The 25,939-nt window shown below is 40.2% G+C and carries 29 protein-coding genes; 21 read left to right on the top strand and 8 right to left on the bottom strand.

Going from position 1 to position 25,939, the window contains the following annotated elements:
* The first annotated feature begins 192 nt into the window (after positions 1-192).
* The 3 genes from ACTWQL_RS06540 (at position 193) to ACTWQL_RS06530 (ending at position 2,151) form a co-directional block, all read left to right on the top strand.
* Positions 193-1,113 (top strand): ABC transporter ATP-binding protein, encoded by a 921-nt coding sequence (locus ACTWQL_RS06540; protein WP_443141651.1) that lies wholly within the window; start codon positions 193-195, stop codon positions 1,111-1,113.
* Positions 1,103-1,870, top strand: a complete 768-nt coding sequence (locus ACTWQL_RS06535) for an ABC transporter permease (RefSeq protein WP_443141650.1) — start codon at positions 1,103-1,105, stop codon at positions 1,868-1,870. Before ACTWQL_RS06540 ends, ACTWQL_RS06535 begins: the two co-directional genes overlap by 11 nt.
* Before the next feature lie 92 nt (positions 1,871-1,962).
* Positions 1,963-2,151, top strand: coding sequence for a hypothetical protein (locus tag ACTWQL_RS06530; protein WP_443141649.1), 189 nt, complete (start codon positions 1,963-1,965; stop codon positions 2,149-2,151).
* 115 nt (positions 2,152-2,266) lie between these two features.
* On the opposite strand, the gene ACTWQL_RS06525 is transcribed toward ACTWQL_RS06530, so the two are convergent.
* Both ACTWQL_RS06525 and proC read right to left on the bottom strand, forming a co-directional pair.
* Positions 2,267-2,644 carry a PH domain-containing protein gene (locus ACTWQL_RS06525; protein ID WP_443141648.1) on the bottom strand — a complete coding sequence of 126 codons (378 nt, stop codon included), beginning with the start codon at positions 2,642-2,644 and terminating at the stop codon, positions 2,267-2,269.
* Between the two features lie 77 nt (positions 2,645-2,721).
* Entirely contained in the window at positions 2,722-3,522 is an 801-nt protein-coding gene (proC, locus tag ACTWQL_RS06520) for a pyrroline-5-carboxylate reductase (RefSeq protein ID WP_443141647.1), read from the bottom strand.
* A 233-nt stretch (positions 3,523-3,755) separates the two neighbouring features.
* Between proC and ACTWQL_RS06515 the strand changes: the two genes are divergently transcribed.
* A complete protein-coding gene (locus ACTWQL_RS06515; RefSeq protein ID WP_443141646.1) occupies positions 3,756-5,963 on the top strand; it encodes a beta-propeller domain-containing protein in 2,208 nt (735 codons plus the stop codon).
* A 41-nt stretch (positions 5,964-6,004) separates the two neighbouring features.
* On the opposite strand, the gene ACTWQL_RS06510 is transcribed toward ACTWQL_RS06515, so the two are convergent.
* Entirely contained in the window at positions 6,005-6,169 is a 165-nt protein-coding gene (locus tag ACTWQL_RS06510; RefSeq protein ID WP_443141645.1) for a hypothetical protein, read from the bottom strand.
* 356 nt (positions 6,170-6,525) lie between these two features.
* Between ACTWQL_RS06510 and ACTWQL_RS06505 the strand changes: the two genes are divergently transcribed.
* The 5 genes from ACTWQL_RS06505 (at position 6,526) to ACTWQL_RS06485 (ending at position 10,843) form a co-directional block, all read left to right on the top strand.
* Positions 6,526-6,957: a DUF4395 domain-containing protein gene (locus ACTWQL_RS06505; RefSeq protein WP_443141644.1), complete on the top strand. Its 432-nt coding sequence runs from the start codon at positions 6,526-6,528 to the stop codon at positions 6,955-6,957.
* A 337-nt stretch (positions 6,958-7,294) separates the two neighbouring features.
* Entirely contained in the window at positions 7,295-8,710 is a 1,416-nt protein-coding gene (locus ACTWQL_RS06500) for an alanine/glycine:cation symporter family protein (protein ID WP_443141643.1), read from the top strand.
* 378 nt (positions 8,711-9,088) lie between these two features.
* Complete coding sequence (locus ACTWQL_RS06495; RefSeq protein ID WP_443141642.1) at positions 9,089-9,220, top strand: hypothetical protein; 132 nt, start codon at positions 9,089-9,091, stop codon at positions 9,218-9,220.
* Between the two features lie 132 nt (positions 9,221-9,352).
* On the top strand, positions 9,353-9,574 hold the full coding sequence (locus ACTWQL_RS06490) for a hypothetical protein (RefSeq protein ID WP_443141641.1): 222 nt from the start codon (positions 9,353-9,355) through the stop codon (positions 9,572-9,574).
* A 99-nt stretch (positions 9,575-9,673) separates the two neighbouring features.
* Positions 9,674-10,843: an acyl-CoA dehydrogenase family protein gene (locus ACTWQL_RS06485; protein WP_443141640.1), complete on the top strand. Its 1,170-nt coding sequence runs from the start codon at positions 9,674-9,676 to the stop codon at positions 10,841-10,843.
* A 3-nt stretch (positions 10,844-10,846) separates the two neighbouring features.
* On the opposite strand, the gene ACTWQL_RS06480 is transcribed toward ACTWQL_RS06485, so the two are convergent.
* Entirely contained in the window at positions 10,847-11,146 is a 300-nt protein-coding gene (locus ACTWQL_RS06480) for a hypothetical protein (RefSeq protein WP_443141639.1), read from the bottom strand.
* A 440-nt stretch (positions 11,147-11,586) separates the two neighbouring features.
* Here ACTWQL_RS06480 and ACTWQL_RS06475 point away from each other — a divergent pair, with 440 nt between their 5' ends.
* The 3 genes from ACTWQL_RS06475 to ACTWQL_RS06465 all read left to right on the top strand — a co-directional run bounded on the left by ACTWQL_RS06475 (position 11,587) and on the right by ACTWQL_RS06465 (position 13,592).
* Positions 11,587-12,093: a hypothetical protein gene (locus ACTWQL_RS06475; RefSeq protein ID WP_443141638.1), complete on the top strand. Its 507-nt coding sequence runs from the start codon at positions 11,587-11,589 to the stop codon at positions 12,091-12,093.
* A gap of 285 nt (positions 12,094-12,378) precedes the next feature.
* A complete protein-coding gene (locus ACTWQL_RS06470; protein WP_443141637.1) occupies positions 12,379-12,927 on the top strand; it encodes a sigma-70 family RNA polymerase sigma factor in 549 nt (182 codons plus the stop codon).
* Entirely contained in the window at positions 12,924-13,592 is a 669-nt protein-coding gene (locus ACTWQL_RS06465; RefSeq protein WP_443141636.1) for a hypothetical protein, read from the top strand. Before ACTWQL_RS06470 ends, ACTWQL_RS06465 begins: the two co-directional genes overlap by 4 nt.
* A gap of 398 nt (positions 13,593-13,990) precedes the next feature.
* Here the strand turns inward: ACTWQL_RS06465 and ACTWQL_RS06460 are convergent, their stop codons facing one another.
* Positions 13,991-15,454 carry a flavin monoamine oxidase family protein gene (locus ACTWQL_RS06460; RefSeq protein ID WP_443141635.1) on the bottom strand — a complete coding sequence of 488 codons (1,464 nt, stop codon included), beginning with the start codon at positions 15,452-15,454 and terminating at the stop codon, positions 13,991-13,993.
* 202 nt (positions 15,455-15,656) lie between these two features.
* On the opposite strand from ACTWQL_RS06460, the gene ACTWQL_RS06455 reads away from it, so the two are divergent.
* From ACTWQL_RS06455 to ACTWQL_RS06440, 4 genes are all read left to right on the top strand, one after another.
* Positions 15,657-16,487, top strand: coding sequence for an Nmad3 family putative nucleotide modification protein (locus tag ACTWQL_RS06455; RefSeq protein ID WP_443141634.1), 831 nt, complete (start codon positions 15,657-15,659; stop codon positions 16,485-16,487).
* A 120-nt stretch (positions 16,488-16,607) separates the two neighbouring features.
* Positions 16,608-17,582, top strand: a complete 975-nt coding sequence (locus ACTWQL_RS06450; RefSeq protein WP_443141633.1) for a ring-cleaving dioxygenase — start codon at positions 16,608-16,610, stop codon at positions 17,580-17,582.
* A gap of 22 nt (positions 17,583-17,604) precedes the next feature.
* Positions 17,605-18,216, top strand: a complete 612-nt coding sequence (locus tag ACTWQL_RS06445) for an alpha/beta hydrolase (RefSeq protein WP_443141632.1) — start codon at positions 17,605-17,607, stop codon at positions 18,214-18,216.
* A 202-nt stretch (positions 18,217-18,418) separates the two neighbouring features.
* Positions 18,419-19,615, top strand: coding sequence for an MFS transporter (locus tag ACTWQL_RS06440; RefSeq protein WP_443141631.1), 1,197 nt, complete (start codon positions 18,419-18,421; stop codon positions 19,613-19,615).
* A 134-nt stretch (positions 19,616-19,749) separates the two neighbouring features.
* Here ACTWQL_RS06440 and ACTWQL_RS06435 read toward each other — a convergent pair whose 3' ends face one another.
* From ACTWQL_RS06435 to ACTWQL_RS06425, 3 genes are all read right to left on the bottom strand, one after another.
* The gene (locus ACTWQL_RS06435; RefSeq protein ID WP_443141630.1) at positions 19,750-19,950 is read right to left on the bottom strand and encodes a hypothetical protein; all 201 of its coding nucleotides are present in this window, start codon (positions 19,948-19,950) and stop codon (positions 19,750-19,752) included.
* Positions 19,951-20,229: 279 nt separating this feature from the next.
* The gene (locus ACTWQL_RS06430; protein ID WP_443141849.1) at positions 20,230-20,511 is read right to left on the bottom strand and encodes a DUF3817 domain-containing protein; all 282 of its coding nucleotides are present in this window, start codon (positions 20,509-20,511) and stop codon (positions 20,230-20,232) included.
* Between the two features lie 162 nt (positions 20,512-20,673).
* Complete coding sequence (locus tag ACTWQL_RS06425; protein WP_443141629.1) at positions 20,674-20,835, bottom strand: hypothetical protein; 162 nt, start codon at positions 20,833-20,835, stop codon at positions 20,674-20,676.
* Positions 20,836-21,495: 660 nt separating this feature from the next.
* On the opposite strand from ACTWQL_RS06425, the gene trpD reads away from it, so the two are divergent.
* From trpD to trpA, 5 genes are read left to right on the top strand one after another with little or no spacing between them, the layout of a single operon-like run.
* Positions 21,496-22,518, top strand: coding sequence for an anthranilate phosphoribosyltransferase (gene trpD / locus ACTWQL_RS06420; protein WP_443141628.1), 1,023 nt, complete (start codon positions 21,496-21,498; stop codon positions 22,516-22,518).
* Entirely contained in the window at positions 22,511-23,269 is a 759-nt protein-coding gene (gene trpC, locus ACTWQL_RS06415; RefSeq protein ID WP_443141627.1) for an indole-3-glycerol phosphate synthase TrpC, read from the top strand. The genes trpD and trpC overlap by 8 nt, the downstream gene beginning before the upstream one ends.
* A gap of 3 nt (positions 23,270-23,272) precedes the next feature.
* Positions 23,273-23,896: a phosphoribosylanthranilate isomerase gene (locus ACTWQL_RS06410; protein ID WP_443141626.1), complete on the top strand. Its 624-nt coding sequence runs from the start codon at positions 23,273-23,275 to the stop codon at positions 23,894-23,896.
* The gene (gene trpB, locus ACTWQL_RS06405; RefSeq protein WP_443141625.1) at positions 23,897-25,093 is read left to right on the top strand and encodes a tryptophan synthase subunit beta; all 1,197 of its coding nucleotides are present in this window, start codon (positions 23,897-23,899) and stop codon (positions 25,091-25,093) included.
* Positions 25,090-25,884, top strand: coding sequence for a tryptophan synthase subunit alpha (gene trpA / locus ACTWQL_RS06400; protein WP_443141624.1), 795 nt, complete (start codon positions 25,090-25,092; stop codon positions 25,882-25,884). The genes trpB and trpA overlap by 4 nt, the downstream gene beginning before the upstream one ends.
* Positions 25,885-25,939 lie beyond the last annotated feature (55 nt).

Raw genomic sequence — 25,939 nt, 5'->3', positions numbered from 1 at the left:
CAGTATAAGGGCAACTAAGGCTCAACCTACAAAAGGCATGGTCTCGCCAGGTTTTCTTTAAAAGTCGGTGATTTCCGCTCCAGGATGCACGCTTTCCGCTAGAATTCAACTATAAAAACAAAATCAGTAGAAACTTATTCAATACTGAGACGTCCAATTATAGAGGACAAATTATAAAATTTAGGTGAAATCATGAAAAACAATCCAATCCTGCAACTGCAAAATATACATAAATCAATTGGTAAAAATCAAATTCTTTCGGATGTTGAGCTGGAAGTGAATCATGGTGAAATCATGGGATTATTGGGACCGAATGGTTCAGGTAAAACAACGATGATCAGGATCATCGTTGGATTGATGAAGGCAGATAAAGGACAGGTTATAATCCACGGACATGATTTATACAAGGAATTCACCCAATCCATCAAGCATATCGGAGCGATCGTTGAAAACCCTGAGTTCTACGAACACTTGAGTGGACTTCAAAATTTACAACAATATGCAGCAATGGATCCGACGATATCGAAAAATAGGCTGAAAGAAGTGGTTGGGATCGTCAATTTAGGTAAGGCCATAAATGATCGAGTCAGCACTTACTCTTTGGGGATGAGACAACGCCTTGGAATTGCCCAAGCTATTTTACATCAACCTAAATTGCTTATCCTTGATGAACCGACTAATGGTCTGGACCCTCTTGGAATGAGGGAGTTTCGTGAATACATAAGGGCATTGAGCAAGACAGAAAATGTGTCAATCATTATTGCAAGTCATTTACTCCGTGAGATTGAAGATTTATGCGATCGGGTGGCCATCATTCAATCGGGGCGAATATTGAAAGTCAGAGAATTAATTGATGTGAACCCACAATCGAGCAGTATGTTCCGTTTTGAAGTGGATGCAGCAGATAGAACGAAAGACATCCTTAGAGATATGAATGTGGAAGCTGAAGTTGCTGGTCTTAGTGTAGATGCAATAGTATGTAAACATGATGTTCCTAATGTTGTAGAAACCCTTGTGCATGAAGGTATCAGGATATATTCTGTAACAGCAAAGAATCAAACGCTTGAAGAGGCGTTCTTTGAAGCAACGGAGGAACCTTCCAATGATGTTTAATTTGATCCGTAACGAACACATCAAAATTTCCCATAAAAAGGGATATCAAGTACTATTTTTGGTTTTTGTAATCGGGTGTCTTTTGCTTGCCTTAATGACGAAGAACATCTTATCGACCTCTGGCGAAAATGAAAGCTTCGCTGATTATTTCATTTTCAGTACGAATTTCTTGTTCTTGTTACAATTCGTATCTGTCATCATTGCAGGATCAATTGTTGCAAATGAATATGATTGGGGAACGATTAAATTTCTTTTAATAAGACCTGCGCAACGATCCAAAGTCCTGTTATCCAAGTACTTGACTGTTTTACTAATCGGTGTTTATCTATTGGCGTCTTATTTGATATTTGCTTTGTTGTTCGGATTTATCTTTTTTGGGATTTCTGATGTCGCAGGAGATTTTGATAACGGGAGGTATATCTTTTTACGATTCATGACGACTTTCGTTGAGGTTTCAGTCATGTCAACATTTGCCTTCACAATCTCCACCGTATTCAGAAGCAGTGTCATTGCGACAGGTACCTCTATATTCTTGATTTTGACAGGGAGGACTTTTGTAGAAGTGCTTGCTCATTATCAGATTAGCTGGGGGAAATACATCCTTTTTGCAAATACCAATCTTACTCAATTTTTCAGTGGAAACCGTCCATTGTTCAGGGAAATGACTTTTACAGGTTCCATTTTGATCCTGTGTATATATTTAGGGGTCTTCATTGCTGCATCGTGGTACTCGTTCATAAAAAGGGATGTCGCTTAAATAATAGAAGGAAACTGTATTTAAAATGAATATATGTATAATTTCGGTTACAGGTTTCATCCTAATACTAACCCTATTAAGGAGGAATCAGCATGCCACATAAACGAAATCAAAACCAACAAGCTGTAGAACGCACAGCTAAGAACATCAAAGATGGAGCGGATACTGCGTTTGATAGTGTAGAAAATGCAATTGAAGCTACTGAAAGTACTGCAATGAATGCAGTGGACAAAACAGCCGATGCCATCAACAAACAAATCGAACGAAATAAATCAGAATAAAGAACATTTGGCAAAGCCAAACTTCCAGCACATGCTGGGGCAGGCTTAAAGGTCGATGAAAGTAAGAATGGGACTGATCCAGTTATTAATTGGCAGTCCCATTTCACTTGGTAAACTATTGGTTTACATACGTTGCGAGTGCTTTTTGTACATCATAAATGCTCTTATCCTTGCGGAACTGTTTAGAAATCGGATGAGCCGTACTGGATATGAATATTTTCAATTCTGCATCCATATCAAATGTACCAGCTGTTTCTACACTATAATGAGTGACGCTTCGGTAAGGGACAGAATGGTACTCGACCTTCTTACCAGTCATTCCTTGTTTATCAATCAAAATGAGGCGCTTATTGGTAAAGACAATCAAATCACGAATAATTTTGAAGGCTTTCTCTACCCGTTCATTTTCCGTGACGATATTTTCCAGGTCTTTTTCAACTGCTTGCAAATCTGCTTCTGATGCATTTCCCATCAGGCCATCTAAAATTCCCATAGGTATTTACCTCCTCATATCATCTTCCTAAATTAGTTTTCGGTGAAAAAGTTGTTTTACCTACCAATCTTAACACCCTATTTTCCCCTGGCATGTTGATTCGTAGCCTTGACTGCTTCTTTAAGGATATTTTTCATATTATGTTTTTCCAACACCTCAACACCTGCTGCAGTTGAACCGCCTGGGGTTGTTACCTGATTTCTTAATGTTTCTGCAGACGTCCCTGTTTCAAGCATTGAAGCTGAACCTGCAATCATTTTGGTAACTAGCCGCTGAGCTTGTTCACTTGTTACTCCATAATTGACCGCTGCTTCTTCTAATGCTTCAGAATATAAATAGAGGAAAGCAGGAGCACTCCCTGTAATCGCAGTCAAATCATGGACCTGATCTTCTGACAATTCTTCATACTCTCCAACTGCACTTAATATCTGTTCAATCACATGCCGGTGAGATTGAATGACATTCTTCCCACATGCGAAAGTAGTCATTGATTTTCCTACTAAAGCTGCAGTGTTAGGCATCATCCAACAGACAGGAGTTCCGGCGGGAAGATGGGCTTCCATAGTAGAAGGATCGATACCCGCGGCCACTGTGATAACTAGTTGGCCGTTCATACAACTCGATAACTCGGAGAACAGGTTGTCATGTGCATCTGGAGGAGCTGCCAACAGGACTACATCAAACGATGACATTGATTCTTTCCAATTTCGAGTTATTTCAACCTTGTATGTAGAAGCTAATTTGTCCAGTCGTTGCCTGTCAGATCGATTCGCAATTGTAATGGCAGAAAAAAATGGTTCGTTTGTAGATTTTAAACCGGAAACAATCGCTTCAGCCATACGACCTGCACCGATCACTAATAACCTGGATGGAATCATTCATACACATCCTTTCTATTTCAACCATCTTAAAGGTATCAAAAAGAAAGGAGTATGAAAAGGAAATCAACACTTAATTGGAATTTGTAACCTTTTTTTAGTTACATACGTCTATAGGTAAAGCTGTTTTCGTATAGATTGGTGTTTTTGGAAATAGCATTTAGCACCTTCCTTAACAATGGAATAGCAATAAACTTATAGAAAACAGCCTTATGAAAAAAGGGGGTAGACAGATGAAAAAGTGGTGGTTATTAACTGGTGTGGTCATAATAATCGGAATTGGTTATTTTTATTGGGCTAACCAACCTAAAGTATTGAACGCCTGGGATGAGAATCAAGAAACACCCGTTGTATTGCAAAATAAAATTTTGAAAATCAACTTTTCCAAGAAGATAGATGTTCAAACAATCAAAGGGGATACGATTTATGTCACGGATTCTGAAGGCAAGAGACAAAATGTATCTCTAACTATTGATGATGATCAACGAACTGTTCTGATCCAGCCACCTGTAACTGGTTACAATCTTTCGAGCAGTTATTTTACACTCCATATTGAAAATGGTATTCGTTCAACCCAGGGGAGAAAAATAAAAGATATCCCACCTATGAAATTCATTGTAGAACGAACCCTACCAGTAATCGGAACGAAGGAGAAATTGAACGACTATTTTTTGCAAGCTATCAAAGAAAATAAACAAAAGACACGTTTATTCTCCCGTGGAGATGCTATTGCTACAGAAGACTCTTCGGATGCAAGTGCCAACCTAAAAGCTGATAGCAGTGGATCTGGAGATTTCTCGGAAACGAATGTTCAAGTAGATGGGGTGGATGAAGCCGATATCGTTAAAAATGATGGCAGATATGTATATCAAATCCTCCAAGACCGTGTTCTCATCACAAAGGCATACCCCGCCAGCGAAATGAAGAAGGTGGCGGCAATCACCTTCAAGGAACATGAGTTATCCCCTCAGGAATTGATACTATATAAAGACCGTTTAGTCGTTATCGGCCACAGTTTCAAAGAAATGCAAGCAATCCGAGAAAGTGGAACATCTGCTAACGACTCTGCGTTATTACCGATACATCATCACACATTAAAAGCTAACATTTATGATATAAAAGATCGATCTAAACCTGTTTTAGAAAGGGAAGTGGAAATTGAAGGATCCTATTTAACAGCACGCCGATCAAATAACTATTTGTACTTAATTTCCAATCATCATCCTAACTACTGGCCATTAGCAGAAGAGAAGGTTAAGGGTAAAGATATCGATCTCAGACCAAAAGTGAAGGATAGTGCGGATAACGATGGATCAAAATATATCGATTACAAGAAAATCAATTACTTTACCGATTCAAAAGATACCAACTTTACAATCATTTCATCAATTCCTATTGATAAACCAAGGAAAAAAGCACGGTTCACCACTTATTTAGGAAGTGGAAATCAATTGTATATGTCCAAGGAAAATATTTTTATTGCAGTCAATACGTATCCGGATCTTACAACCGATACAAGAGTTGAATTTTCTCCTGATACCTCAGTTTATAAATTCACTTTCAATGAAGAAGTTGTTGAATTCAAACATTCGACTGAAATTGAGGGTACGGTTTTAAATCAATTTTCAATGGATGAGTACAAAGGTAATTTCCGAGTTGCTACTACAAGTGGGAATACGTGGAATGATGATAATCCATCATCCAATCATTTATTCATATTTGATGAGAAATTAAGAAAAATAGGGGAAATAACTGATCTTGCACAAGGTGAACGGATTTATTCTGCCCGGTTCATGCAAGACCGCATCTATATCGTCACGTTCAAACAAGTAGATCCTTTGTTCGTCATAGATGCGAGTAACCCAACAAAACCAAAAGTGAAAGGTGAACTGAAAATTCCAGGTTTCAGTAATTATCTACATCCATATGATGAAAATCATCTTATTGGATTTGGACAAAATACAAAATTAGTTGAGAACTCTTCTGTTAGTGAACCATTCGTTCAAACGGACGGCATCAAAATGTCGATTTTTGATGTGAGTGATATGAATAATCCTATAGAAACACACACAGAAATCATCAAGGGAAACGGAACGTATTCACCACTGAACTATGATCATAAATCGCTATTATTTGATAAACAACGAAACATTTTTGCTTTTCCTATCCATATCTACAATTACGAAGAAGGAAGAGCGCAAATTGAAAATTCCTTTCAAGGTGCAATGGTCTATACCATTGACATGAAGGATGGTTTTAACTTGGCGGCAAAACTCTCTCACACGCAAACAGAAGGGAAGAAACGATTTGAACAATGGGAAACGGAGATCCAACGTCTGCTGTATATCCAGGATACGATTTACTCGTTATCAAGGAGTAAAATACTTGCTCACGAATTATCTACTTACGAAAAAATCGGGCAACTCGACCTGAGAGAGTGAAATATTTCTATGCTCTTTTCTTAAAGAATGTTGCTTTGGGGTCATTTTTGAAATGAACCACCTTGTGCAAGTTGATTGGAGAGCAAGGTGCGAGACTCCTCGAAAATGAAAATCGCATTTTCTTCCTGCGATGTAACGCTGCCGAAGCTTTCCTTGTCGTGCGGGATCAGCGTGCCTACTACCTGAATAATCTCCTCGCAAGGCATGCGACGAGGAAGCTCGCTTCGACAGGACTTTCTTGTAGACGCAGGAGCACAAATGCTTCCTTGAAAAGGAGACTCCTGAGGTCGCAAGGCGACGAGCGGGCTCACCGCACGCCCCGCGGAAAACGAGCATCCTGGAGCCCAAATCAACGACTTTTAAAGAAAACTTGGCGAGACCATGCCTTTTGTAGGTCGAGCCTTAGTTGCCCTTATACTGAAGAAAGTATTTTATACTTTCTTCAGTATAAGGGCAAGAGCAACAACGTTTGCGAAAACAGCCTATCTCCAAAACATTTCACATTTGACTTGAATACATTTATTATAAGTATATCACTCATATGTGAAAGGTCGGATTTAAAATGAACGAGAAAAACCAAGCAATACCAAGACCGTTAGTGCGAACAAATCAATGGGTTCTATTTTTATCTGTTTTTAGTGTATGGATCAGTGGCGTAGAATGGATCCTTCTAATACCACTCTTCAGTGGAATATCTGGACTGTTGCTAAATTTTAATCCAATCATGGAATTTGCTAAATTGTTCCTTAAACGTCCATATTCAAAGTATATTGCTGAAGACAAAAAGCAACAAAAATTCAACCAATGGATCGCGACAATACTTCTGACAATTGCTTTCGGAGGTTATCTTATTGGAACGACTATTATTGGCCACATTGCATCATTGTTGGTCGCAATTGCATCGTTTGTAGCGATATTAGGATTTTGTGTAGGTTGTTTTATACGCTATAAATGGAGTCAATACCAATATAAAAGGTTGCAAAAAAATTTATGAAGACTTTATAGAGGCTTATCCTTTCGAGGAGCCTCTTTTATGTGAGTTCAGGAGATATCCCCAAATAATTTTGAATTATTACGAATTCTCTAAAAGCCAAAAGGACTTATGTCCTACGCCTGTAATTTTTTCACCCTAAATTACTACCTTCAATATTGTAAAGTGAACCTTGCTAACTATTGATATAACAAGAATAATTAGGGGGAGTCCATTTTTTACCTCTTTATCCTGTTTGTAGGATAATGCAGAAAATTGTTGCAATATTTTTACCTTGAACATATAATTGGTCTTGAGCAAATATTCAGAAAAAATAAAAAATGAAAAGGGGTTAGGTAATGTGTTAGAAAGTATCGTAGGAACTTTAAACGGTTATTTATGGGGGTATGTTCTGATAGCTGGATTGCTCGGCCTAGGTCTTTATTTCACGATAGCTACAAGATTCGTGCAATTCCGATACTTAGGTGAGATGGGACGAGTCCTATTTGAAAAATCCACAATTCAAGATGGAAAAAGTATTTCTTCATTCAAATCTTTCTGTATTGGTGCAGCGACAAGGATCGGAACAGGAAACTTAGCCGGTGTTGCAGTTGCAATCGGTCTTGGAGGTCCAGGTGCTGTATTCTGGATGTGGATCGTTGCACTTGTTGGTGGAGCGACGAGTTTCGTTGAGTGTACGTTAGCACAAGTGTACAAAGTAAAAGACAAAACAGCTTTCCGTGGTGGACCAGCCTATTATATTGAAAAAGGTCTAGGAAAAAGATGGTTAGGTATTATTTTTGCTGTTTTGATCGCTGTAACATTCGGACTTATTTTCAACTCGGTACAAAGTAATACGATTTCAGAAGCATATGCAAATGCATTCGGCTTAAATGGAACTGTAGTCGGAATCATTATCACAGTTCTTACAGGATTGGTTATTTTCGGAGGGGTACAACGTATTGCAAATGTTTCTGCAGTCGTCGTCCCGATCATGGCAGTACTTTACATTATCATTGCACTTATTGTTTTAGCACTTAACATCGGACAGATTCCGGAAATGTTTGCACTTATCGTAAAAAGTGCTTTCGGAATTGAACAAGCTGTCGGTGGGGGAATTGGTGCAGCAATCATGAATGGTGTAAAACGTGGTCTATTTTCTAACGAAGCTGGTATGGGTAGTGCACCGAACGCTGCAGCTACAGCAAGTGTTTCCCATCCTGCGAAACAAGGATTCATCCAAACATTAGGTGTTTTCTTGGATACAATCATTGTTTGTTCCGCTACAGCATTCATCATCTTGATGTCTGGCATCTATCAAAGCGGAGATACTGCAGGAATCCAGTTACTGCAAGATTCACTCGGTGATCACATCGGTGGAGCTGCAAGCATATTCATTGCTATAGCAATCTTCCTTTTCGCATTTAGTTCGATTATCGGAAGCTACTACTATGGTGAAACGAATATCGAATTTATCAAGGAAAGTCGACCAGCCATTTTCGTATACCGTTTAGGAACAATGGCTATGGTAATGGTCGGGGCAGTATTGCCGTTAGCTTTCGTTTGGAGCCTTGCTGATCTGTTCATGGCCTTTATGACATTGATCAACCTGGTAGGAATCGCTTTGCTTGGTAAAATTGCCTTCAAGGTCCTTAAAGATTACGAAATGCAACGTAAGGAAGGTAAAGATCCTACTTTCAATCCTAAGAAACTTGGTATTCATAATACTGAATGCTGGGGAGATCAAGATAAAAAGAAGGACGAATTAGTAGGTTAAACGAAATATACAAATATAAAAAGTCGGGATGAAAAAGTCCCGACTTTTTATATTTAAAGAAAGTATAAATACTGTCTTCAATATAAGGGCAACCAAGACTCAGCCTGCGCTAAGGCTTGGCTTCGCCAACTTTTTCTTAATATTTTGTACGTGATAATCAGAAAAATTTTTTCTTGTCGAAGCATGAGAAGTTTAGGCGAATGGGTATTATTATTTTGGACTAACCTACATACTAGGATCATAAACAACTTCTTCAGAAATATATCCTATTTTTCACAAATATTCTACAAGAATGATGTTGTTTTGTATGTCAAAGTATGGATGTGTGAATCGAGTATGGTAAATGATTTTGTCCAGTCCAATACCCGAAGGAGATGCATGGATCACCTTGATCTATTAGGCGTGGATAAGAAAGTGAAACAACTTGTATCCATGTACTTGGAACTAGCATATCACGAAGGCGAAAGTAATAAGGAAAAAGAACTGAATGACCTTAAACTGAAAGTATGAATATGAACCATTTGGAATGTGAACGTTCCAATGGTTTTTTTATTGACTTTCTTTACACTTTAATGTTGATTAGGAACGATAAAAATTTACATATTGCAAATAATAAAGAAAAAGAACCAAAGGAGACTTTCAATGAACATTAAAGATGGAACCGTTTATCAAATCATGGATAACGCATCAGGTAATTTCAATTCTGCAAAGACTCTCAAGATCACCTCTCATCATAGAAGTGTCGTTTCTTTTAATCTCGGGAACCAACAAGGCTATGGTTCTATGCCTGTCCAACATTTAAGATATTTATTGAAACGTAATTACCTCACTGAATTATCGGATGAGAGAAGAGCGTCAAACTAACTGTAATATGAAAGGTTCGATCATTCAGTACGTAGTAGTTGAAATAAATCCGACATGTTTAGTACGATTTGATTATTATTAACGTTGGAGTGAATGCTGATGTGGGATGTGTATGAACCTTTTATCAAAACAAAACGACAGAAAAAATTATTCAGGCTATCCGAACAACTTGCAGTTAAAATCCATAAGAGAGCTTCGGAAACGGACAGGAAAGGAACCTTCTCGTCTGAGAATTTGGAGGATTTGAAGGAATCGAATTATGTAGCTTTGTCCCTCCCGAAAGAATTAGGAGGAGAAGGTCTTTCCCTTTATGAATTCGTCCTATTACAAGAAAAACTTGCTGAAGGTGATGGCTCTGTAGCACTGTCTATTGGATGGCATCTTGGTATCATAATGGAAATTCGAGATGAAAGTCTGTGGGAGGATTCTGCATTTGAATGGTTATGTTCGGAAGTCGCAAATCATAAGAAAACCATCAACCGTGCAGCAACTGAACCAGCAACAGGAAGCCCAACTAGAGGTGGCATTCCTGAAACAAAGGCTGTAAAAAGTGCAATCGATTATACGATCAATGGTCGTAAATCATTTACAACGATGGCGGATGTTTTAGATTATTTTCTCGTTTCAGCATATATTGAAGAATCCGATGAAATTGCATGGTTCCTCATTGATAAAGCACAACCTGGAGTGTCTGTCGATCATACCTGGAATACGCTAGGGATGCGGGGGACAGGAAGCGACGATCTTGTACTTACAGATGTCCAAGTCGACCCATCCAGACTTGTAGAACGAAAATCAGACAAACAAAGAATCCCTGTACCTAAAGGCTGGTTATTGCACATACCTGCATGTTACCTGGGCATTGCCATTGCAGCCCGGAACGAAGCTATTGAATTCGCGAAAAATTATCAACCTAACAGTTTGCAGACTACCATTTCTGAAGTCCATCATGTAAGAGAAAAAATCGGACAAATGGATCTAGAGCTGTTGAATGCCAGACACTTCATGTATGCTATAGCAGAGAAGTGGGATCGATATCCAGAGGAACGAATAAAGCTTGGACCAGAATTAGCTTCTGTAAAAACAATTGCAACAAATGCTGCTAATAAAGTTGTAGATCTAGCAATGAGGATCGTTGGTGGGAGAGGGTTATTGAAGTCCTCAAACTTTGAAAGATACTATCGGGATGTACGTGCTGGTTTACACAATCCGCCTATGGACGATGCTGTGATCGAAACCCTTGCACGAAGAGCACTTAATGATCAATAGCCTTTATACCATCACAAGGACTTGCCCGCAAAAGTGTGGCAAGTCTTTTTTATTAAGTTTGGAAAGATTAAGCAAGCCTTCTGTAAACGAATGATAATTAATTTCATTAGGCTCTTTTCTTAAAGATTGTTGCTTTTGAGTTATTTTCAAAAAATCACCTTGTGCAAGTTGATTGGAGAGCAAGGTGCGAGACTCCTCGAAAATGAAAATCGCGTTTTCTTCGTGCGATGTAACGCTGCCGAAGCTTTCCTTGTCCTGCGGGATCAGCGTGCCTACTACCTGAATAATCTCCTCGCAAGGCATGCGACGAGGAAGCTCACTTCGACAGGACTTTCTTGTAGACGCAGGAGCACAAATGCTTCCTTGAAAAGGAGAGTCTTGAGATCGCAAGGCGACGAGTGCGCTCACCGCACGACCCGCGGAAAGCGAGCATCCTGGAGCGGAAATCAACGACTTTTAAAGAAAACTTGGCGAGACCAAGCCTTTTGTAGGTCGAGCCTTAGTTGCCCTTATACTGAAGAAAGTATTTTATACTTTCTTTAAGTGCAAGAGCAATAAAGTTTGCGAAAACAGCCTTTCACTAAATCGACTAATGTACACTAACAGAGCTATTCTGTTAAGTAGCAGTGCCATTTGAAAAAATGATCAACCTCTTGTAGAATGGAAAATTGTGTGCACCTATCTAGGTAAATAAGCCCATAATAACATCTTAATAGATATCCAAACGAAGGAAGGAGATAACAATGTCATTAACGCTACGACAACCATTTTCTAACGAACGTACAATGGATCCTGAAGAACTGGAATTTCAAGTATTCCGGATGCAAGAAGATATGAAACGGATTGCAAAGAAGTGGGATGTAGTAGGAATAGATCAAACAAAAGAAGAGAACTTAGTCATCGTCTATAAATCGGAAGAAAAGAAACGATGCAACATCATGTTGAATGATTGTGAGAGTGCATTTAAAGGGGTGTGGGACTTTTCGGTTCAAGCCTATTATCCCGAGCATGATCGAATCCATATTGGAGATATTAAAGGACCTGCCAACAAAGGGTATGGTTCCATATGCTTGAACTATTTAAAAGAAATGGCTAAAGATCATAATATCCCTTATATTACTGGTGATATTGCTGAAAGGGATTGGGACCATGTTGATCGTCTGTTGCACTTTTATGAAAAACACAATTTTCATGTCGATTTGGACTATGAAAATAAATCCGGGAAAATCCTTTGGAATCATGGTTATTGAAATGATGCGGATATTGAGACTGGCTCAGAAATGTAACCGACTTCCAATACGAATGGGATGAGATACATTAGAGTCAGTCTTTTTGTCGTATTTAAATGTACATATAAAATCACTGTTTTATGAACTTTGATTCACATACCTCCACGTCCTTTCTAGATTGTCGAAGCCAGCAAAAGGAAAAGTTTCAAAGACTTTCTCATCACAGACAAAAATAATCCAAAAATTTGAATTGTTATCAAGGTCTCGTCGTCTAATGTATGAACCGAATAAAAAGGATGATCAGATTTGGAAAGTATAATGGAACAGTATAAGTTAAAACAAGTGGATAAAGAAGATGTTCTTACAGAAATCATGAATTTGTACGGTAATGATCTTACACGATTAGCTTATTCGTATGTGAAGGAGCAAGCTCTAGCAGAAGATATTATGCAAGAAGTCTTTGTCAAATGTTATATGAAATTGGATACATTTAAAGGAAAATCTTCTGTGAAAACATGGTTGCACAGGATCACAATCAATAAATGTAAAGATCAATTGAAGAGTGGCTGGCGAAAATATATTCAATTTGATCTCCCCATCTTCAAAACTCCTAAGACAAATACGACGCCTGAATCTGAATTGAATAAACAAGTAGAGCACGATGCTTTGACAGAAGCTATTTTGGACTTACCAATGAAATATCGTGAAATCATCATACTACATTATTTTCAAGAACTGTCTACTAATGAAATCAGCCTGCTGTTAAATATGAAGGATACATCAATACGTACCAGGCTTAGAAGAGCTAGACAGTTATTAGAAGATGAATTGAATAAAAGGAATGATCAAATATGATGAAACAGTTATCACGTTTTAGAAAAGACAGTTCATTAAACCAGCTTCACTTTCCAAAAGAAAAAATGGAAAATGTAAAACAGAGAGTTAAACCAATTAGAAGTAAAACGTTCATTTTCAAGAAAACCCTGAGTTTTGCAACATTATCGATTCTTCTAGTGATTATAGGGTCTTTCGGTTATCATTCCTTACAATCTGAAAGGACTGACCAATCAGAAGGAAATGAATTGACAAAACCATTGGAAGAAGGAGAACAAGATCCAATTGAGCTTAAAGAAAAGGATGCAGAAAATCTTACAAAACAATTCATTTCTGTATTGGTCCAAGAAATAGACGAACCCGGAAACAATGTAATCAAGTATCACTCAAAAAGTGCTTTGCTTAAAGATTTAGAACCTTATGCATCAAAAGAGACAGCATCAAAATGGGTGGATTCATTTTATGAAGAACGTGACGGGGAACTGCATATGTATCGATTACATGGAATCCCAACCATTGATTTTGGAAATGAGTATGACTTCACTAAAGAAGACGAACGGTTTTATACCTTGTCCCAAGAAAAGCATAATGAACTGAATGGTACCCATATCGTCAATATCCATTTTAAATATACAGATAAGGAATGGCTCATTTCAGAATATGATATTGAATATATAAAAGAATAAACTTTTACCAAGGCTCTTTTCTAAAAGATTGTTGCTTTAGAGTCATTTTTAAAAACCACCTTGTGCAAGTTGATTGGAGAGCAAGGTGCGAGACTCCTCCGGGATCAGCGGGACAGGTGAGACCATTCAATGTCGCAAGGCGACGAGTGGGCTTACCGCACGCCCCGCGGAAAGCGAGCATCCTGGAGCGGAAATCAACGACTTTTAAAGAAAACTTGGCGAGACCAAGCCTTTTGTAGGTCGAGCCTTAGCTGCCCTTATACTGAAGAAAGTATTTTATACTTTCTTTAAGTGCAAGAACAACAAAGTTTGCGAAAATAGCCTTTACCAAAGAAGAGGTGGATTCATAAGTGAACAGCCCTGCTTATTTTCACATATAACCAATTGGGAACCTTCTTTTATCCCTCATTCACTTCAATAGCTGCCCTTATACCTGATTCAATTGCACCTTGTATCCAACCATGGGGGAGGGAGGTATGTTCACCCGCAAAATGGACTTTACCTTCGGGTGAAGATAAATATGGCATTAGTTCTGTTTCTTGTTCAGGCTTGAATAAAGTGAATGCTCCGGATGCATATTGATCCATTACCCAGCTGTGAGCTGCTCCTGTTTCAAATTCCTTGATAATGTTTCTTCCATGAATTTCTGCCAGGTCTTTCAGAGCAGCATGAATCCGTTCTTGTTCACTCATACCTGTCCAAATTAGTGCGTCATCTTCCCAAGTATAACTTCCTAAGATAACCCCACTCTTACTGTTAAAATCATGACTAGGATAATGGGCTAAACGTATCGGTAGATCAGTGACTGTTTTTCCACCGTAAAGTCCTTGTTTCTCCCAAAATCGATCTTTGAACTGTAAACCGATTTTCGTTGATGGAACATAGTGCAACTCACGAATTGCTTTCCATTTGTTGTGGGAGAAGGAGTTTCGCGGCTGGACATCGACGAAGTTAAGGACAGTAAACGGCAAGGTGACGATTGCTGAATCTCCTTGGACTTCAGTTGATCGCCCGGTTTTCGTATCCAAGCAAGAAAACATGACCTGGTTGGTCGTTTGATCTATTCTTCTAAGTTTCTGGTTGAAATAAATGTTTTCATTGAGTTGTGGAAGAAAAGAATTAGGAAGACGATCCAGTCCCCCTTTAATCTCATAAAAAGAAATATCTTTGCTGAATAAGATCACGTATTCTCGAAGGATTTCAAGAAAGGACAATTCCGGTAAGCCCTCAACAATCGAAAGGACTTTGATCATTTCAATTGCTCCATCAGATAACTTAGGACCGGCTGGGTTGTGGCGAAAGAAAGTTGAAAATGAATACTGTTCCAATAACGGGACCACAAATTTCCAATTGTTAATAGGATCTTTTTCGAGAAAATGAATAAGGGGACTCATAATGGATTGAGTTAGTTGCATATCTGTTTTCCCTTGTTCCCCTGGTCCTACAGGATACCTTAATACATCTGGGTGGTTTTTATAAATAAAAGACCGTGTCTTCACGCCATTAGCGTAAATGAGGTCGAGCGGTGTTGAATTGATGAATGGGTTGATTTCTAACCCAAACTTCTTAATATATTCAAAAACTAAAAAATGCGTATTAGGAATACGCATTGCTCCAGCCTCAAAATAGTTGCCGTTAGTAAATGGTTTTCTGATCGTATAGACTCGACCACCAATCCGGTTTCGAGCTTCAATTATCTTTACGGTATGACCAGCTTGTTTTAGCAATGAGCCAGCCACAAGACCAGACATGCCAGCACCAGCGATAATGACCGTTTTAGGTCTTTGCGGCTTAGGGATACCATTCCTTATCCATGAGATCAATTGTGATGGTGTGTAATAGGGAGGCAGATAATTCATCATGATTCCATCACCCTTCCAACAGTTGCTAATAGCAAACCATCTTCATAAAACCAAGATATTCAATCCATCATTTCTTAATGCATGGAACAAGCTCTCGATGATGGTTATTATTGGTACTATTTTTCATTTGTAAGAAGGAAAAGTGGTTGTTACTGTTTAAAGTGAAAGGTATAGACTATTGTAAGAAATGGGTGACATAGATTTGAAGATCATTCTCAGCAGGAAAGGGTTTGATTCATCTGCAGGAGGGTATCCAAGTCCGATATTGCCGAATGGTGCGTTGCTTTCATTACCGATACCTGATCAGGACAGCTCAATTACATACGAAGATCTTATCATTAATGAAACATCCTTTTATAAAAAAATGCACACAATGAAAAAGACGATAAAGATAGGAAAGAAGTGGAGTGAACTAAATCCACAGAGCTGTTGTCATTTGGATCCAGATATAGATGCAAATGTCATGACTCGAACGGAAAATTGGAGAGGTACCTTTGGTCAAAGCGGCGCAGCGCAAAAGCATTTGACAAACCAGGGAGTAGAACCTGGTGATGTATTTTTGTTTTTTGGGTGGTTTCGTAAAACGATCCAAAAGGAAAACAGGATTGTCTTTGACCCCAACGACCGTAATGGCAGACATATTATTTATGGGTACTTGCAAATTGAAGACATCATTCGAGTAAACCCCACCACTCGAGTACCTGATTGGCTGAATAGGCATCCCCATTGTACACACCTAAAAAGGAAAAGCAAAGGGAACACGATTTATGTAGCTGGTCAAAATCTTAGCTGGAATAAAAGACTTTCTGGATATGGAACGTTTATATACGATAAAAGACTGGTCTTGACGAAAGAAGGCATGACCAAATCCTGTTGGGCACTGCCTAATTGTTTTAAAGGTGTGGACATAAGCTACCATAAACCGACAAGTTGGAAAGATCAGTACTTCCAGTCTGTTGCCCGGGGTCAGGAATTTGTCATCGATTGTACCGATGACATCGTTCAATGGACAAAGAAAATTATTGAAAGGTAAAAGGGAAAATGGCGCTTGATCCGACTAATAGGCATAAAAGTTTAAATCCAGCTGATAAAGGTGTACAATAGCAATAAGTAACTTACCATTAATAAGTGTATAAAGATTGGAGTGTTCTAAATGGACCGAAAACCTTTAAAAGGAATTCATCACGTATCAGCAATCACAGGCGATGCGAAAAGGAACTATGAATTTTATACGAAAATCCTAGGTATGCGACTTGTTAAAAAAACAATCAACCAGGATGATCCCTCTGTTTATCATTTGTTTTACGCAGATGAAAGGGGAAATCCGGGCACTGACCTCACCTTTTTCGAAATTCCGATGGCTGGAAGCACATATCCTGGAACAAATAGTATTTCGACGACTTCGCTACGTGTACCCAGCGATGGAGCATTAGAGTTCTGGAAAAAACGATTTGATGAGTTTGAAGTCGAACATGATGAAGTAACAAAAGAGTATAGTCGTGCAACATTGGCATTTCAAGACTTTGAAGGTCAACGTCTCTTGTTAGTATCAGACGAAAATAATGATGGGGTGGCCGCTGGGAAGCCATGGGAAAAGAGCCCTGTCCCATCAGAGTATGGCATTCAAGGCCTTGGTCCGATTTTTTTGACAGTACCGAAACTGGAATTATCTGAAACGCTGTTAATTAATGTTCTTGGATTTTCAAAAAAAGGAACCTATGCATCTGGAAATAATAATGATGTCCATGTGTATGAAACAGGGGAAGGTGGAACAGGAGGAGAAGTCCATCTAGTCCATCGCGATGACTTACAGCCGGAACGTCAAGGACGGGGAAGTGTGCACCATGTTGCTTTCCGCGTCGAAAATGAAGAAGAATTGAAAAAATGGATCAACTACCTGAAAGAATTACGTATTCCAAATTCTGGTTTTGTAGAACGCTACTACTTCAAATCTTTATACTTCAGAGAACCAAACGGTATTTTGTTCGAACTAGCAACAGATGGCCCCGGATTTGAAGGGGATGAGGATTTTGACCATCTTGGTGAAAACTTAGCCCTGCCTCCTTATTTTGAACAAGATCGAGCAGAAATCGAATCCCGGTTAAAGCCATTGGAAACGAAACAATAAAATCCGCAAATGGAGGTTGATCATGGAACATGTCTATATAGAGGGAAAAGATAAACACGCCCCGACACTTTTATTGTTACACGGCACAGGAGGGAACGAAAGGGATTTGTTGCCTCTTGCTGATATGATCGCCCCTAGCGCTTCGATTTTAGGGGTGAGGGGAAATGTCTCAGAAAATGGTATGCCCCGATTCTTCAGAAGACTACGTGAAGGTGTTTTTGATGAGGAAGATTTGAAGTACCGTACAAATGAATTGAAAGTATTTATAGATGAGATGGCTTCAAAATATGGTTTCGCCAGAGATAATGTTGTTGCCATTGGTTATTCGAATGGTGCGAACATTGCTGCAAGTCTGATGTATCATTATGAAGATGCCTTAGCCGGTGCCATGCTTTTCCACGCGATGGTACCGCTCAGGGATGTACAGCTACCGGATTTAGAGGGAACACCGGTGTTCATTGGTGCAGGAGAGAACGATCCTCTCATCCCGATGGACGAAACGAAAGAATTGGCGGAAGCCTTACGAAATGTCAATGCCGATGTCACCGAGTTTTGGACAAAAGGCGGACACCAGTTGATGAGAGAAGAAATCGATGAGGCCAAGAGTTGGTACGCGGCCAATTTTCAAAAGTAAAATCTTGTTGAGTGACCTTGAATGGTTGTAAAGACCTTCCTTTCAAGGTCATTCTTTTTGCTGTTTTCGATAGCAAAGGCGCCCCCGTATCACCACGTTTAGAAAGGATTTTCGTATCAGCTCTGAGCAGAAAAGCCCCATTTAAGTGGATAATGGTGTAAGATGGTACAAGTACCTATTTAGAAAGAAGGCATCACAAGTTATGAAGAACCAGTCTCATCTACAAAAAGATAAAATATGGACACGTGATTTCGTATTCGTTTGTTTATCAAACTTTTTCATTTTTGCAGGGTTCCAAATGACCTTGCCGACATTACCCTTATTCGTCAACGAACTTGGCGGAAAAGATGAGATGATTGGAATGATCGTTGGAATCTTTACATTTTCTGCACTTATCATCAGGCCATGGGCGGGGCATGTTTTAGAGACTCTTGGTCGTAGGTTTGTCTATTTGATCGGTTTGGCAGTCTTTGTTGTTTCAGTCGCTGCGTATTCATTCACCTCGAGTATCTTGCTATTATTTTTACTGAGAGTAGTACAAGGACTTGGTTGGGGAATGTCTACCACAGCAGTCGGTACCATAGCCACGGATTTGATTCCGCCTAAGCGACGGGGAGAAGGGATGGGTTTCTTCGGGCTGGCTGGAACTCTGGCAATGGCATTCGGACCAGCTCTAGGTTTGATGTTGGTAGTTAAAGCGAATTTCTCAATTACATTTGCAATCGCTGCTTTCTGTGGGCTTGCATCTCTGATTATCGCTGCGCTTATCCATTATCGACCAGGAGAAAAAAGTCATGCACCTCAAAGGAAATGGGATTTGTATGAAAAGACTGCGTTGGTCCCAGCGTTATTACTTTTCTTTATTACGATGGCTTTTGGAGGAATCACCTCATTTCTACCATTATATGCGGAGCAGTTGAATATAAGCGGGATAGGGTGGTACTTCACTGTATTTGCGTTCTCATTAATGATTGTCCGCCCATTCTCCGGGAAGCTCTATGATCGTTTAGGTCATAAAGCTGTATTTTTGCCAGGAACCTTTTTAATATTGCTTGCGATGATTGATTTATCCCTACTCGCAAATGAATGGATGTTGATCGCTGCAGCTCTCTTTTTCGGTGTAGGATTCGGTTCTGTCCAACCAGCGCTTCAAGCCTGGGCTGTACAATCCGCACCTAAGAACCGTAGAGGGATGGCTAATGCTACATTCTTTTCATCCTTTGATTTAGGGGTAGGTACAGGGGCAATGTTCTTTGGGGTTATCGCCTCGTGGTATGGTTATAGTGAAATTTACATGGCCTCTGCGATTTCAGTGACAATTTCGATGGTACTGTATTTGTTCATAACAAAAAATATGAGTGTTGGAAATGAAACAAGTGCAAGCCAGCTTACAAGGTAAGTAAATTTGGGTAGAGGGCTTCGGTGAGGCGCTTGATCTCCTAGAAATGCGAAAAATATGAAACTACCTACAGGATTAAAAAATAAAAAACCGTATCTGTCCTTCCGATATTAAAAGGTACAGAATACGGTTTTTTACTTAGGCTCTTTTCTAAAAGATTGTTGCTTTTGAATCATTTTTAAAAACTCACCTTGTGCAAGTTGATTGGAGAGCAAGGACCGAGACTCCTCGAAAATGAAAATCGCATTTTCTTCGTGCGATGTAACGCTGCCGAAGCTTTCCTTGTCCTGCGGGATCAGCGTGCCTACTACCTGAATAATCTCCTCGCAAGGCATGCGACGAGGAAGCTCGCTTCGACAGGACTTTCTTGTAGACGCAGGAGCACAAATGCTTCATTGATAAGGAGACTCCTGAGGTCGCAAAGCGACAAGTGGGCTAACCGCACGCCCCGCGGAAAGCGAGCACCTGAAGCGGAAATCAACGACTTTTAAAGAAAACTTGGCGAGACCAAGCCTTTTGTAGGTCGAGCCTTAGTTGCCCTTATACTGAAGAAAGTATTTTATACTTTCTTTAAGTGCAAGAGCAACTAAGTTGGCGAAAACAGCCTTTACTTATTAACTTCTGACTGCCTTGGCATCAAACACGAAAGGACCGAATGGAAGCACAGACGCCAGGATTCCAAGTGCAGCTTTTGGAATGGACCAATTTTGATTGAACTTCAAGTAAACAACCATCATGCAATAGAGGACGAACAATCCACCGTGGATCGCGCCGACAACAGTGACCGCCATCGGATAGTCTAACATATATTTTAAAGGCATTGCGATACCAAGCAACAGCAGAAAAGAAACTCCCTCAGAGTATCCAACTACACGAAAAGCTTTCAACATATTCATCACATGGTTCAACTCCAATTATTCATTTTCTCACAAAGCCATTATAACAGGTATAAAACAACTATATACCGTAGTTTTTATACGATTTATGACAATTCAGGCTCTGTGTATATTTTTTGGACAATTCTATAGGCTCTTTTCTAAAAGATTGTTGCTTTTGAATCATTTTTTAAAAAACATCTTGTGCAAGTTGATTGGAGAGCAAGGTGCGAGACTCCTCGAAAATGAAAATCGCATTTTCTTCGTGCATGTAACGCTGCCGAAGCTTTCCTTGTCCTGCGGGAGCAGCGTGCCTACTACCTGAATAATCTCCTCGCAAGGCATGCGACGAGGAAGCTCGCTTCGACAGGACTTTCTTGTAGACGCAGGAGCACAAATGCTTCCTTGATAAGGAGACTCCTGAGGTCGCAAGGCGACGAGTGGGCTCAACGCACGCCCCGCGGAAAGCGAGTATTTTCCAAACTGTAAATCAACTTTTCAAATAAAAGGGTCAACTGAAAAAACAATTGACTTTCTCCCCTTGACAAACACTGTACTTCTTAATAGTATAGGTATAAGTTTTTAATAGATAATTAGATTAGTTGAGATGAGATAAGAGTAGAGTTGAGGCGAGCTAAGGTACGTTTTACAAGTGACGATTCCTTGGGCACCCTTATGTCCATGGGATTTTTTTATTATCAGTAGGTTTTTGTTAATCGTTATTGTTGATTGCTTAAGGAACAATTCGATAAAGAATACTTGGCAAAGCTAAGCCTTAGGCGTAGGCTGAGCTTTAGTTGCACTCCGGTGTAATCAACAATTAAGAATAACAGAGCCTATTCAATAACCTTCATAACCTATACCTCAGCTCTATCAGTACTCCATTATGAGGAGCGTGATAGAGATGTCATTCAATAACCTTCAAATAAGAATGAAATTCATCCCACCTTGAACTTCTTTTGGTCCACACGTTTGCCAAAAACACGGATCGAAAGGAGACTACAAATGATTAAAATTCAGTTGAAAAAAGCGATGGATGGTGAAACCTTTTCAGAAAATGAAGCCAAATCCATCATGGATCAGATCATGACCGGACACGTTACGTCAAGTCAAATCGCAAGTTTATTGACAATTTTAAAAATGCGTGGAGAAACAGTTGATGAATTGACTGGTTTCGCAAAGTCGATGCGTAACCATGCAATTGCTTTCCCGGTCAACTTGAACGATACCGTAGATACTTGCGGAACAGGAGGGGACGGCTCCGGTACATTCAATATTTCAACTGCATCAGCAATTGTCATGGCTTCACAAGGTGTGAAAGTCGCAAAGCATGGAAACAGGTCTTTTTCTTCTAAAAGCGGAAGTGCAGATGTGCTCGAATGTCTTAATGTCCCTACCCAATCTGGTGTTGATGAAGCGATCAAAGCATTGGAAGAGCATTCGATGAGCTTTCTATTTGCACCGCTGTATCATCCAGCAATGAAGCATGCAATAGCTCCGCGAAAAGAAATCGGATTCCGTACCGTCTTCAATATATTGGGCCCCTTATGCAATCCAGCTGGGTGTCAGCGGCAATTGATCGGTGTCTATGATGCAAAATTGGCTCGTAAAATGGCAGAAGTGGTTCAACGATTAGGCATTAAGAAAGCAATGATCGTTTCGGGTGATGACGGTTTGGATGAATGTTCAGTAATGTCATCCACAACGGTCCTTGAAGTTACTCCAGATAAAATCAAGACTTACAAAATTCATCCAGAAGATCTTGGTCTTCAAACAGGTAATATAAAAGATATCCAGGTGGATTCACCCGAAATGAGTGCTGACCTCATACGAAAGGTTTTCAACAACAGCTCGAATCCATCAGCCAAAAACATCGTCATGCTGAATGCAGCTGCAGGTCTTGTCGCTGCAGACCGAGCATCCGATTTTTCAACAGCTATACCGATCGTTAAAGAAGCGATCGAATCAGGACAGGTAGAAGGTCATTACCTTAACATGACACATGTGCAGGTGAGGTCCTATGCTTGAACAGATTGTAAAAACCAAAAAGCAAGAACTATCAAATTATCCTAAGACCTTTGAAAAGGTACCATACACGCATCGTTCGCTGAAAAAAGCGATGTCAAACAGCAATCGAAAGCTTGGGCTGATCGCAGAGGTGAAAAAGGCATCACCTTCAAAAGGGATCATCCGCGAAGATTTCCATCCAGTCGATATTGCGAAAACCTATGAAGCAGCAGGGGCAGATGCCATTTCTGTCTTGACTGATAAAACCTATTTTCAGGGCCATCCTGATTATTTGACACAAATAAAAAAAGCAGTTGATCTACCGGTATTACGGAAAGATTTCATCATTGATTCCGTTCAGGTCGAAGAGAGCAAATCGATGGGTGCGGACGCAATCCTGTTGATTAAAGCTATCCTTGATCCAGTGCAAATGAAAGAGTTGTATCAATATGCAAAAGAACTGGAACTCGAGGTTTTACTGGAGGTCCACTCTAAAGCTGAGGTTGAAGAGGTTTTCAATCAATTCACCCCGGAGCTTCTTGGTATCAACAACCGGGATTTGAAGACTTTTAAGACTTCGGTCGCTCATACAAGGGAAATCGCTTCCGTCATTCCAGAAGAGGTCACTTTTATCAGTGAGAGTGGTATCAAAACCTCTGAAGATGTAAATCTGGTTCATCAAGCTGGAGCGTCTGGCATTTTAGTCGGCGAGACGCTGATGAGGTCACAGTCGATTTCAACTTGTATTGAAAGCCTATTCCAGGAGAGTTGAGCCATGCCTTATTTGAAAATTTGCGGTATCCGTTCTCAGGAAGATTATGAAACTGTTCGAGAATATGGTGCTGATTATATTGGGTTCATTTTTGCGGGCAGCAAGCGTCGCGTCTCACCGATAGACGTTAGCAAGTGGATTGAACCTCATCATCAAATGAAACATGTCGGGGTCTTCGTCAATCCTGATCTTTCCGAAATCGAGGAGACACTTTCACATGTCAAACTTGATGTCATTCAGCTTCATGGCGATGAATCGAACTCGTTCATCAATGATTTACGGAAAAACGTCAACATTGAAATATGGAAAGCGTTGCCCCATGGGGAAGGGACACTCCACCAATTAGATGAGTACAACAATGTCGATGGTTTTGTCATCGATACGAAAGTGAAAGGAAAATGGGGTGGAACAGGTATCAAGTTTGATTGGAACGCTATCCCTGCTTATACCGAAAAAGCCATGATGATGGATCAAGATTGCTTCATCGCAGGAGGGATCACCCCAACCAATGTCGAGGAGTGTTTATCGTATAATCCGATGGGAATCGATCTATCAAGCGGGGTTGAGGAGAACGATCGAAAAAGCCCTCAACTTATCAATGACCTTATAGAGAGGATGAATGTTTAAATGCAAGCACTTTACCCAGATACAAAGGGACGGTTCGGCCAGTTTGGCGGTCGTTATGTCCCCGAAACCTTAATGTTTGCACTTGAGGAATTAGAAGTAGCATTCAACAAGGCGATGGAAGATGAAGATTTCCAGGAAGAGCTTGATCATGAATTGAATCATTATTCAGGAAGACCTACGCCACTGACATATGCAGAAAACAGTACGAAACGATTTGGCGGAGCACGAATTTATTTGAAACGTGAAGACTTGAACCATACGGGTGCTCATAAAATCAACAACGCCATCGGGCAAGTGCTGCTCGCAAAACGTATGGGGAAAAGTAAGGTTGTTGCAGAGACAGGGGCTGGTCAGCATGGCGTAGCAGTGGCTACAGCTTGTGCAAGATACGGTTTGAGTTGCAAGGTATTCATGGGTGAAGAAGATGTCGAACGACAGTCGTTGAATGTCTTCCGTATGAAATTACTTGGAGCTGAGGTGATCTCCGTCCAAAGCGGAAGTAAGACTTTGAAGGATGCAACAAATGAGGCCATCCGGTACTGGGCAGGAGCTGTACAGGATACATTCTATTGTATCGGCTCTGTTGTGGGGCCCCACCCGTATCCTTATATCGTCCGTAATCTACAACGGATCATCGGTGTTGAAACAAAGCAACAACATAGCACTTTATTAGGAAAGTTACCTGATAGGATTGTCGCTTGTGTTGGTGGAGGAAGTAATGCAATGGGCATGTTCCATCCATTTATTGAAGATGAGGTTGAGCTTATCGGTGTAGAAGCTGGCGGACATGGAATTGAAACCGGTGAACACGCAGCATCGATAACCACAGGGTCCATCGGAGTCCTCCATGGATCGATGACATTCTTGAATCAGGGTCTGAATGGCCAGATCATCGAACCTTATTCGATTTCAGCAGGACTTGATTATCCAGGTGTCGGTCCTGAACACGCTTTTCTAGCAGATTCGAAACGAGTCACCTATAAAACTATTACAGATGATGAAGCAGTAGAAGCGTTGAAAATTTTATCAGAAGAAGAAGGAATCCTGCCTGCTATCGAGAGTGCCCATGCACTTGCACAGGCGTATAAAGAAGCAGCAGAAATGGATCTGAACCAATCCATCGTCGTCTGTCTTTCAGGACGAGGAGATAAGGATGTCGGAACGATCATGAAAGTGATGAAGGAGGACCAACAATGAGTGCACGTTTTGAAGAATTAAAGACAAAAGCGAAACCACTGTTCATCCCATTCATCATGGCAGGGGATCCATCACCTGAAGAAACAATCGAGTTGGCACTTCTTTTACAAGATGAAGGGGCAGATGTATTGGAGCTTGGCATTCCTTATTCAGATCCTCTTGCAGATGGACCTGTCATCCAAGAAGCTGCCAAACGGGCGAAAGGAATGACGATTGAGAAAGCTATGCAGCTGGTAAAACAGATGCGAGAGCAAGGGCTTGAAATTCCAGTTCTGATATTTACCTACATCAACCCATTTCTGCAATTGGGGGAAGAGCGGTTTTTCACCCTGGCAAAAGAAAATGATGTTGATGGATTGCTGATACCGGATCTACCTTTTGAGGAAAGTGAATCACTTAGACAGCGTTGTCGAGAGGAACATATCAGTTACATTTCTTTAGTTGCACCAACCACATCTCCAGAGCGGTTATACCATATCGCTCAAGAATCACAGGGCTTTTTATATTGTGTATCTTCTCTCGGTGTTACTGGGGAACGGAAGGATTTCCATCCAGAAACGAAGCGCTTGTTAAGAGAAGCGAAATCATTTACAGACATTCCGGTTGCATTAGGATTCGGTATCTCAACACGTGCACAATTCATTGAAGTCGGTAAGGTCTGTGATGGCGTCATCATCGGAAGCTCGATCATCCGGAAAGTTCATGAGCTCCGTATGGAAAACCCAAAAAACTGGAAAAAAACATTCGGATCCTATATTTCTTCATTAACGAAAGAAAAGGCTGGCGTATAGTAAAGGATACAAAAATCGAGATGAGCTGAGCAGAGACAGGATTAGACAAACAGCA

Source organism: Pseudalkalibacillus sp. R45 (assembly GCF_052246725.1).
In the GTDB taxonomy this organism is placed as follows: Bacteria; Bacillota; Bacilli; order Bacillales; family Fictibacillaceae; genus Pseudalkalibacillus.
The sequence above is the reverse complement of the archived record's forward strand: the minus strand, read 5'-3'. Positions and strand labels throughout refer to the sequence as shown.

What these genes read in the sequence shown, in the direction of transcription:
- ACTWQL_RS06510 (WP_443141645.1), bottom strand. Translation starts at nt 6,169, where the DNA reads ATGCCTTGCGAGGAGATTATTCAGGTAGTAGGCACGCTGATCCCGCAC.
- trpC (WP_443141627.1), top strand. Translation starts at nt 22,511, where the DNA reads ATGCTTGAACAGATTGTAAAAACCAAAAAGCAAGAACTATCAAATTAT.
- ACTWQL_RS06460 (WP_443141635.1), bottom strand. Translation starts at nt 15,454, where the DNA reads ATGATGAATTATCTGCCTCCCTATTACACACCATCACAATTGATCTCA.
- proC (WP_443141647.1), bottom strand. Translation starts at nt 3,522, where the DNA reads ATGATTCCATCCAGGTTATTAGTGATCGGTGCAGGTCGTATGGCTGAA.
- ACTWQL_RS06480 (WP_443141639.1), bottom strand. Translation starts at nt 11,146, where the DNA reads ATGCCTTGCGAGGAGATTATTCAGGTAGTAGGCACGCTGATCCCGCAG.
- ACTWQL_RS06445 (WP_443141632.1), top strand. Translation starts at nt 17,605, where the DNA reads ATGGAACATGTCTATATAGAGGGAAAAGATAAACACGCCCCGACACTT.
- trpA (WP_443141624.1), top strand. Translation starts at nt 25,090, where the DNA reads ATGAGTGCACGTTTTGAAGAATTAAAGACAAAAGCGAAACCACTGTTC.
- ACTWQL_RS06430 (WP_443141849.1), bottom strand. Translation starts at nt 20,511, where the DNA reads ATGAATATGTTGAAAGCTTTTCGTGTAGTTGGATACTCTGAGGGAGTT.
- ACTWQL_RS06410 (WP_443141626.1), top strand. Translation starts at nt 23,273, where the DNA reads ATGCCTTATTTGAAAATTTGCGGTATCCGTTCTCAGGAAGATTATGAA.
- ACTWQL_RS06465 (WP_443141636.1), top strand. Translation starts at nt 12,924, where the DNA reads ATGATGAAACAGTTATCACGTTTTAGAAAAGACAGTTCATTAAACCAG.
- ACTWQL_RS06490 (WP_443141641.1), top strand. Translation starts at nt 9,353, where the DNA reads ATGAACATTAAAGATGGAACCGTTTATCAAATCATGGATAACGCATCA.
- ACTWQL_RS06440 (WP_443141631.1), top strand. Translation starts at nt 18,419, where the DNA reads ATGAAGAACCAGTCTCATCTACAAAAAGATAAAATATGGACACGTGAT.
- ACTWQL_RS06485 (WP_443141640.1), top strand. Translation starts at nt 9,674, where the DNA reads ATGTGGGATGTGTATGAACCTTTTATCAAAACAAAACGACAGAAAAAA.
- ACTWQL_RS06535 (WP_443141650.1), top strand. Translation starts at nt 1,103, where the DNA reads ATGATGTTTAATTTGATCCGTAACGAACACATCAAAATTTCCCATAAA.
- ACTWQL_RS06540 (WP_443141651.1), top strand. Translation starts at nt 193, where the DNA reads ATGAAAAACAATCCAATCCTGCAACTGCAAAATATACATAAATCAATT.
- ACTWQL_RS06505 (WP_443141644.1), top strand. Translation starts at nt 6,526, where the DNA reads ATGAACGAGAAAAACCAAGCAATACCAAGACCGTTAGTGCGAACAAAT.
- ACTWQL_RS06495 (WP_443141642.1), top strand. Translation starts at nt 9,089, where the DNA reads ATGGATCACCTTGATCTATTAGGCGTGGATAAGAAAGTGAAACAACTT.
- trpD (WP_443141628.1), top strand. Translation starts at nt 21,496, where the DNA reads ATGATTAAAATTCAGTTGAAAAAAGCGATGGATGGTGAAACCTTTTCA.
- ACTWQL_RS06475 (WP_443141638.1), top strand. Translation starts at nt 11,587, where the DNA reads ATGTCATTAACGCTACGACAACCATTTTCTAACGAACGTACAATGGAT.
- ACTWQL_RS06530 (WP_443141649.1), top strand. Translation starts at nt 1,963, where the DNA reads ATGCCACATAAACGAAATCAAAACCAACAAGCTGTAGAACGCACAGCT.
- ACTWQL_RS06525 (WP_443141648.1), bottom strand. Translation starts at nt 2,644, where the DNA reads ATGGGAATTTTAGATGGCCTGATGGGAAATGCATCAGAAGCAGATTTG.
- ACTWQL_RS06425 (WP_443141629.1), bottom strand. Translation starts at nt 20,835, where the DNA reads ATGCCTTGCGAGGAGATTATTCAGGTAGTAGGCACGCTGCTCCCGCAG.
- ACTWQL_RS06515 (WP_443141646.1), top strand. Translation starts at nt 3,756, where the DNA reads ATGAAAAAGTGGTGGTTATTAACTGGTGTGGTCATAATAATCGGAATT.
- trpB (WP_443141625.1), top strand. Translation starts at nt 23,897, where the DNA reads ATGCAAGCACTTTACCCAGATACAAAGGGACGGTTCGGCCAGTTTGGC.
- ACTWQL_RS06450 (WP_443141633.1), top strand. Translation starts at nt 16,608, where the DNA reads ATGGACCGAAAACCTTTAAAAGGAATTCATCACGTATCAGCAATCACA.
- ACTWQL_RS06435 (WP_443141630.1), bottom strand. Translation starts at nt 19,950, where the DNA reads ATGCCTTGCGAGGAGATTATTCAGGTAGTAGGCACGCTGATCCCGCAG.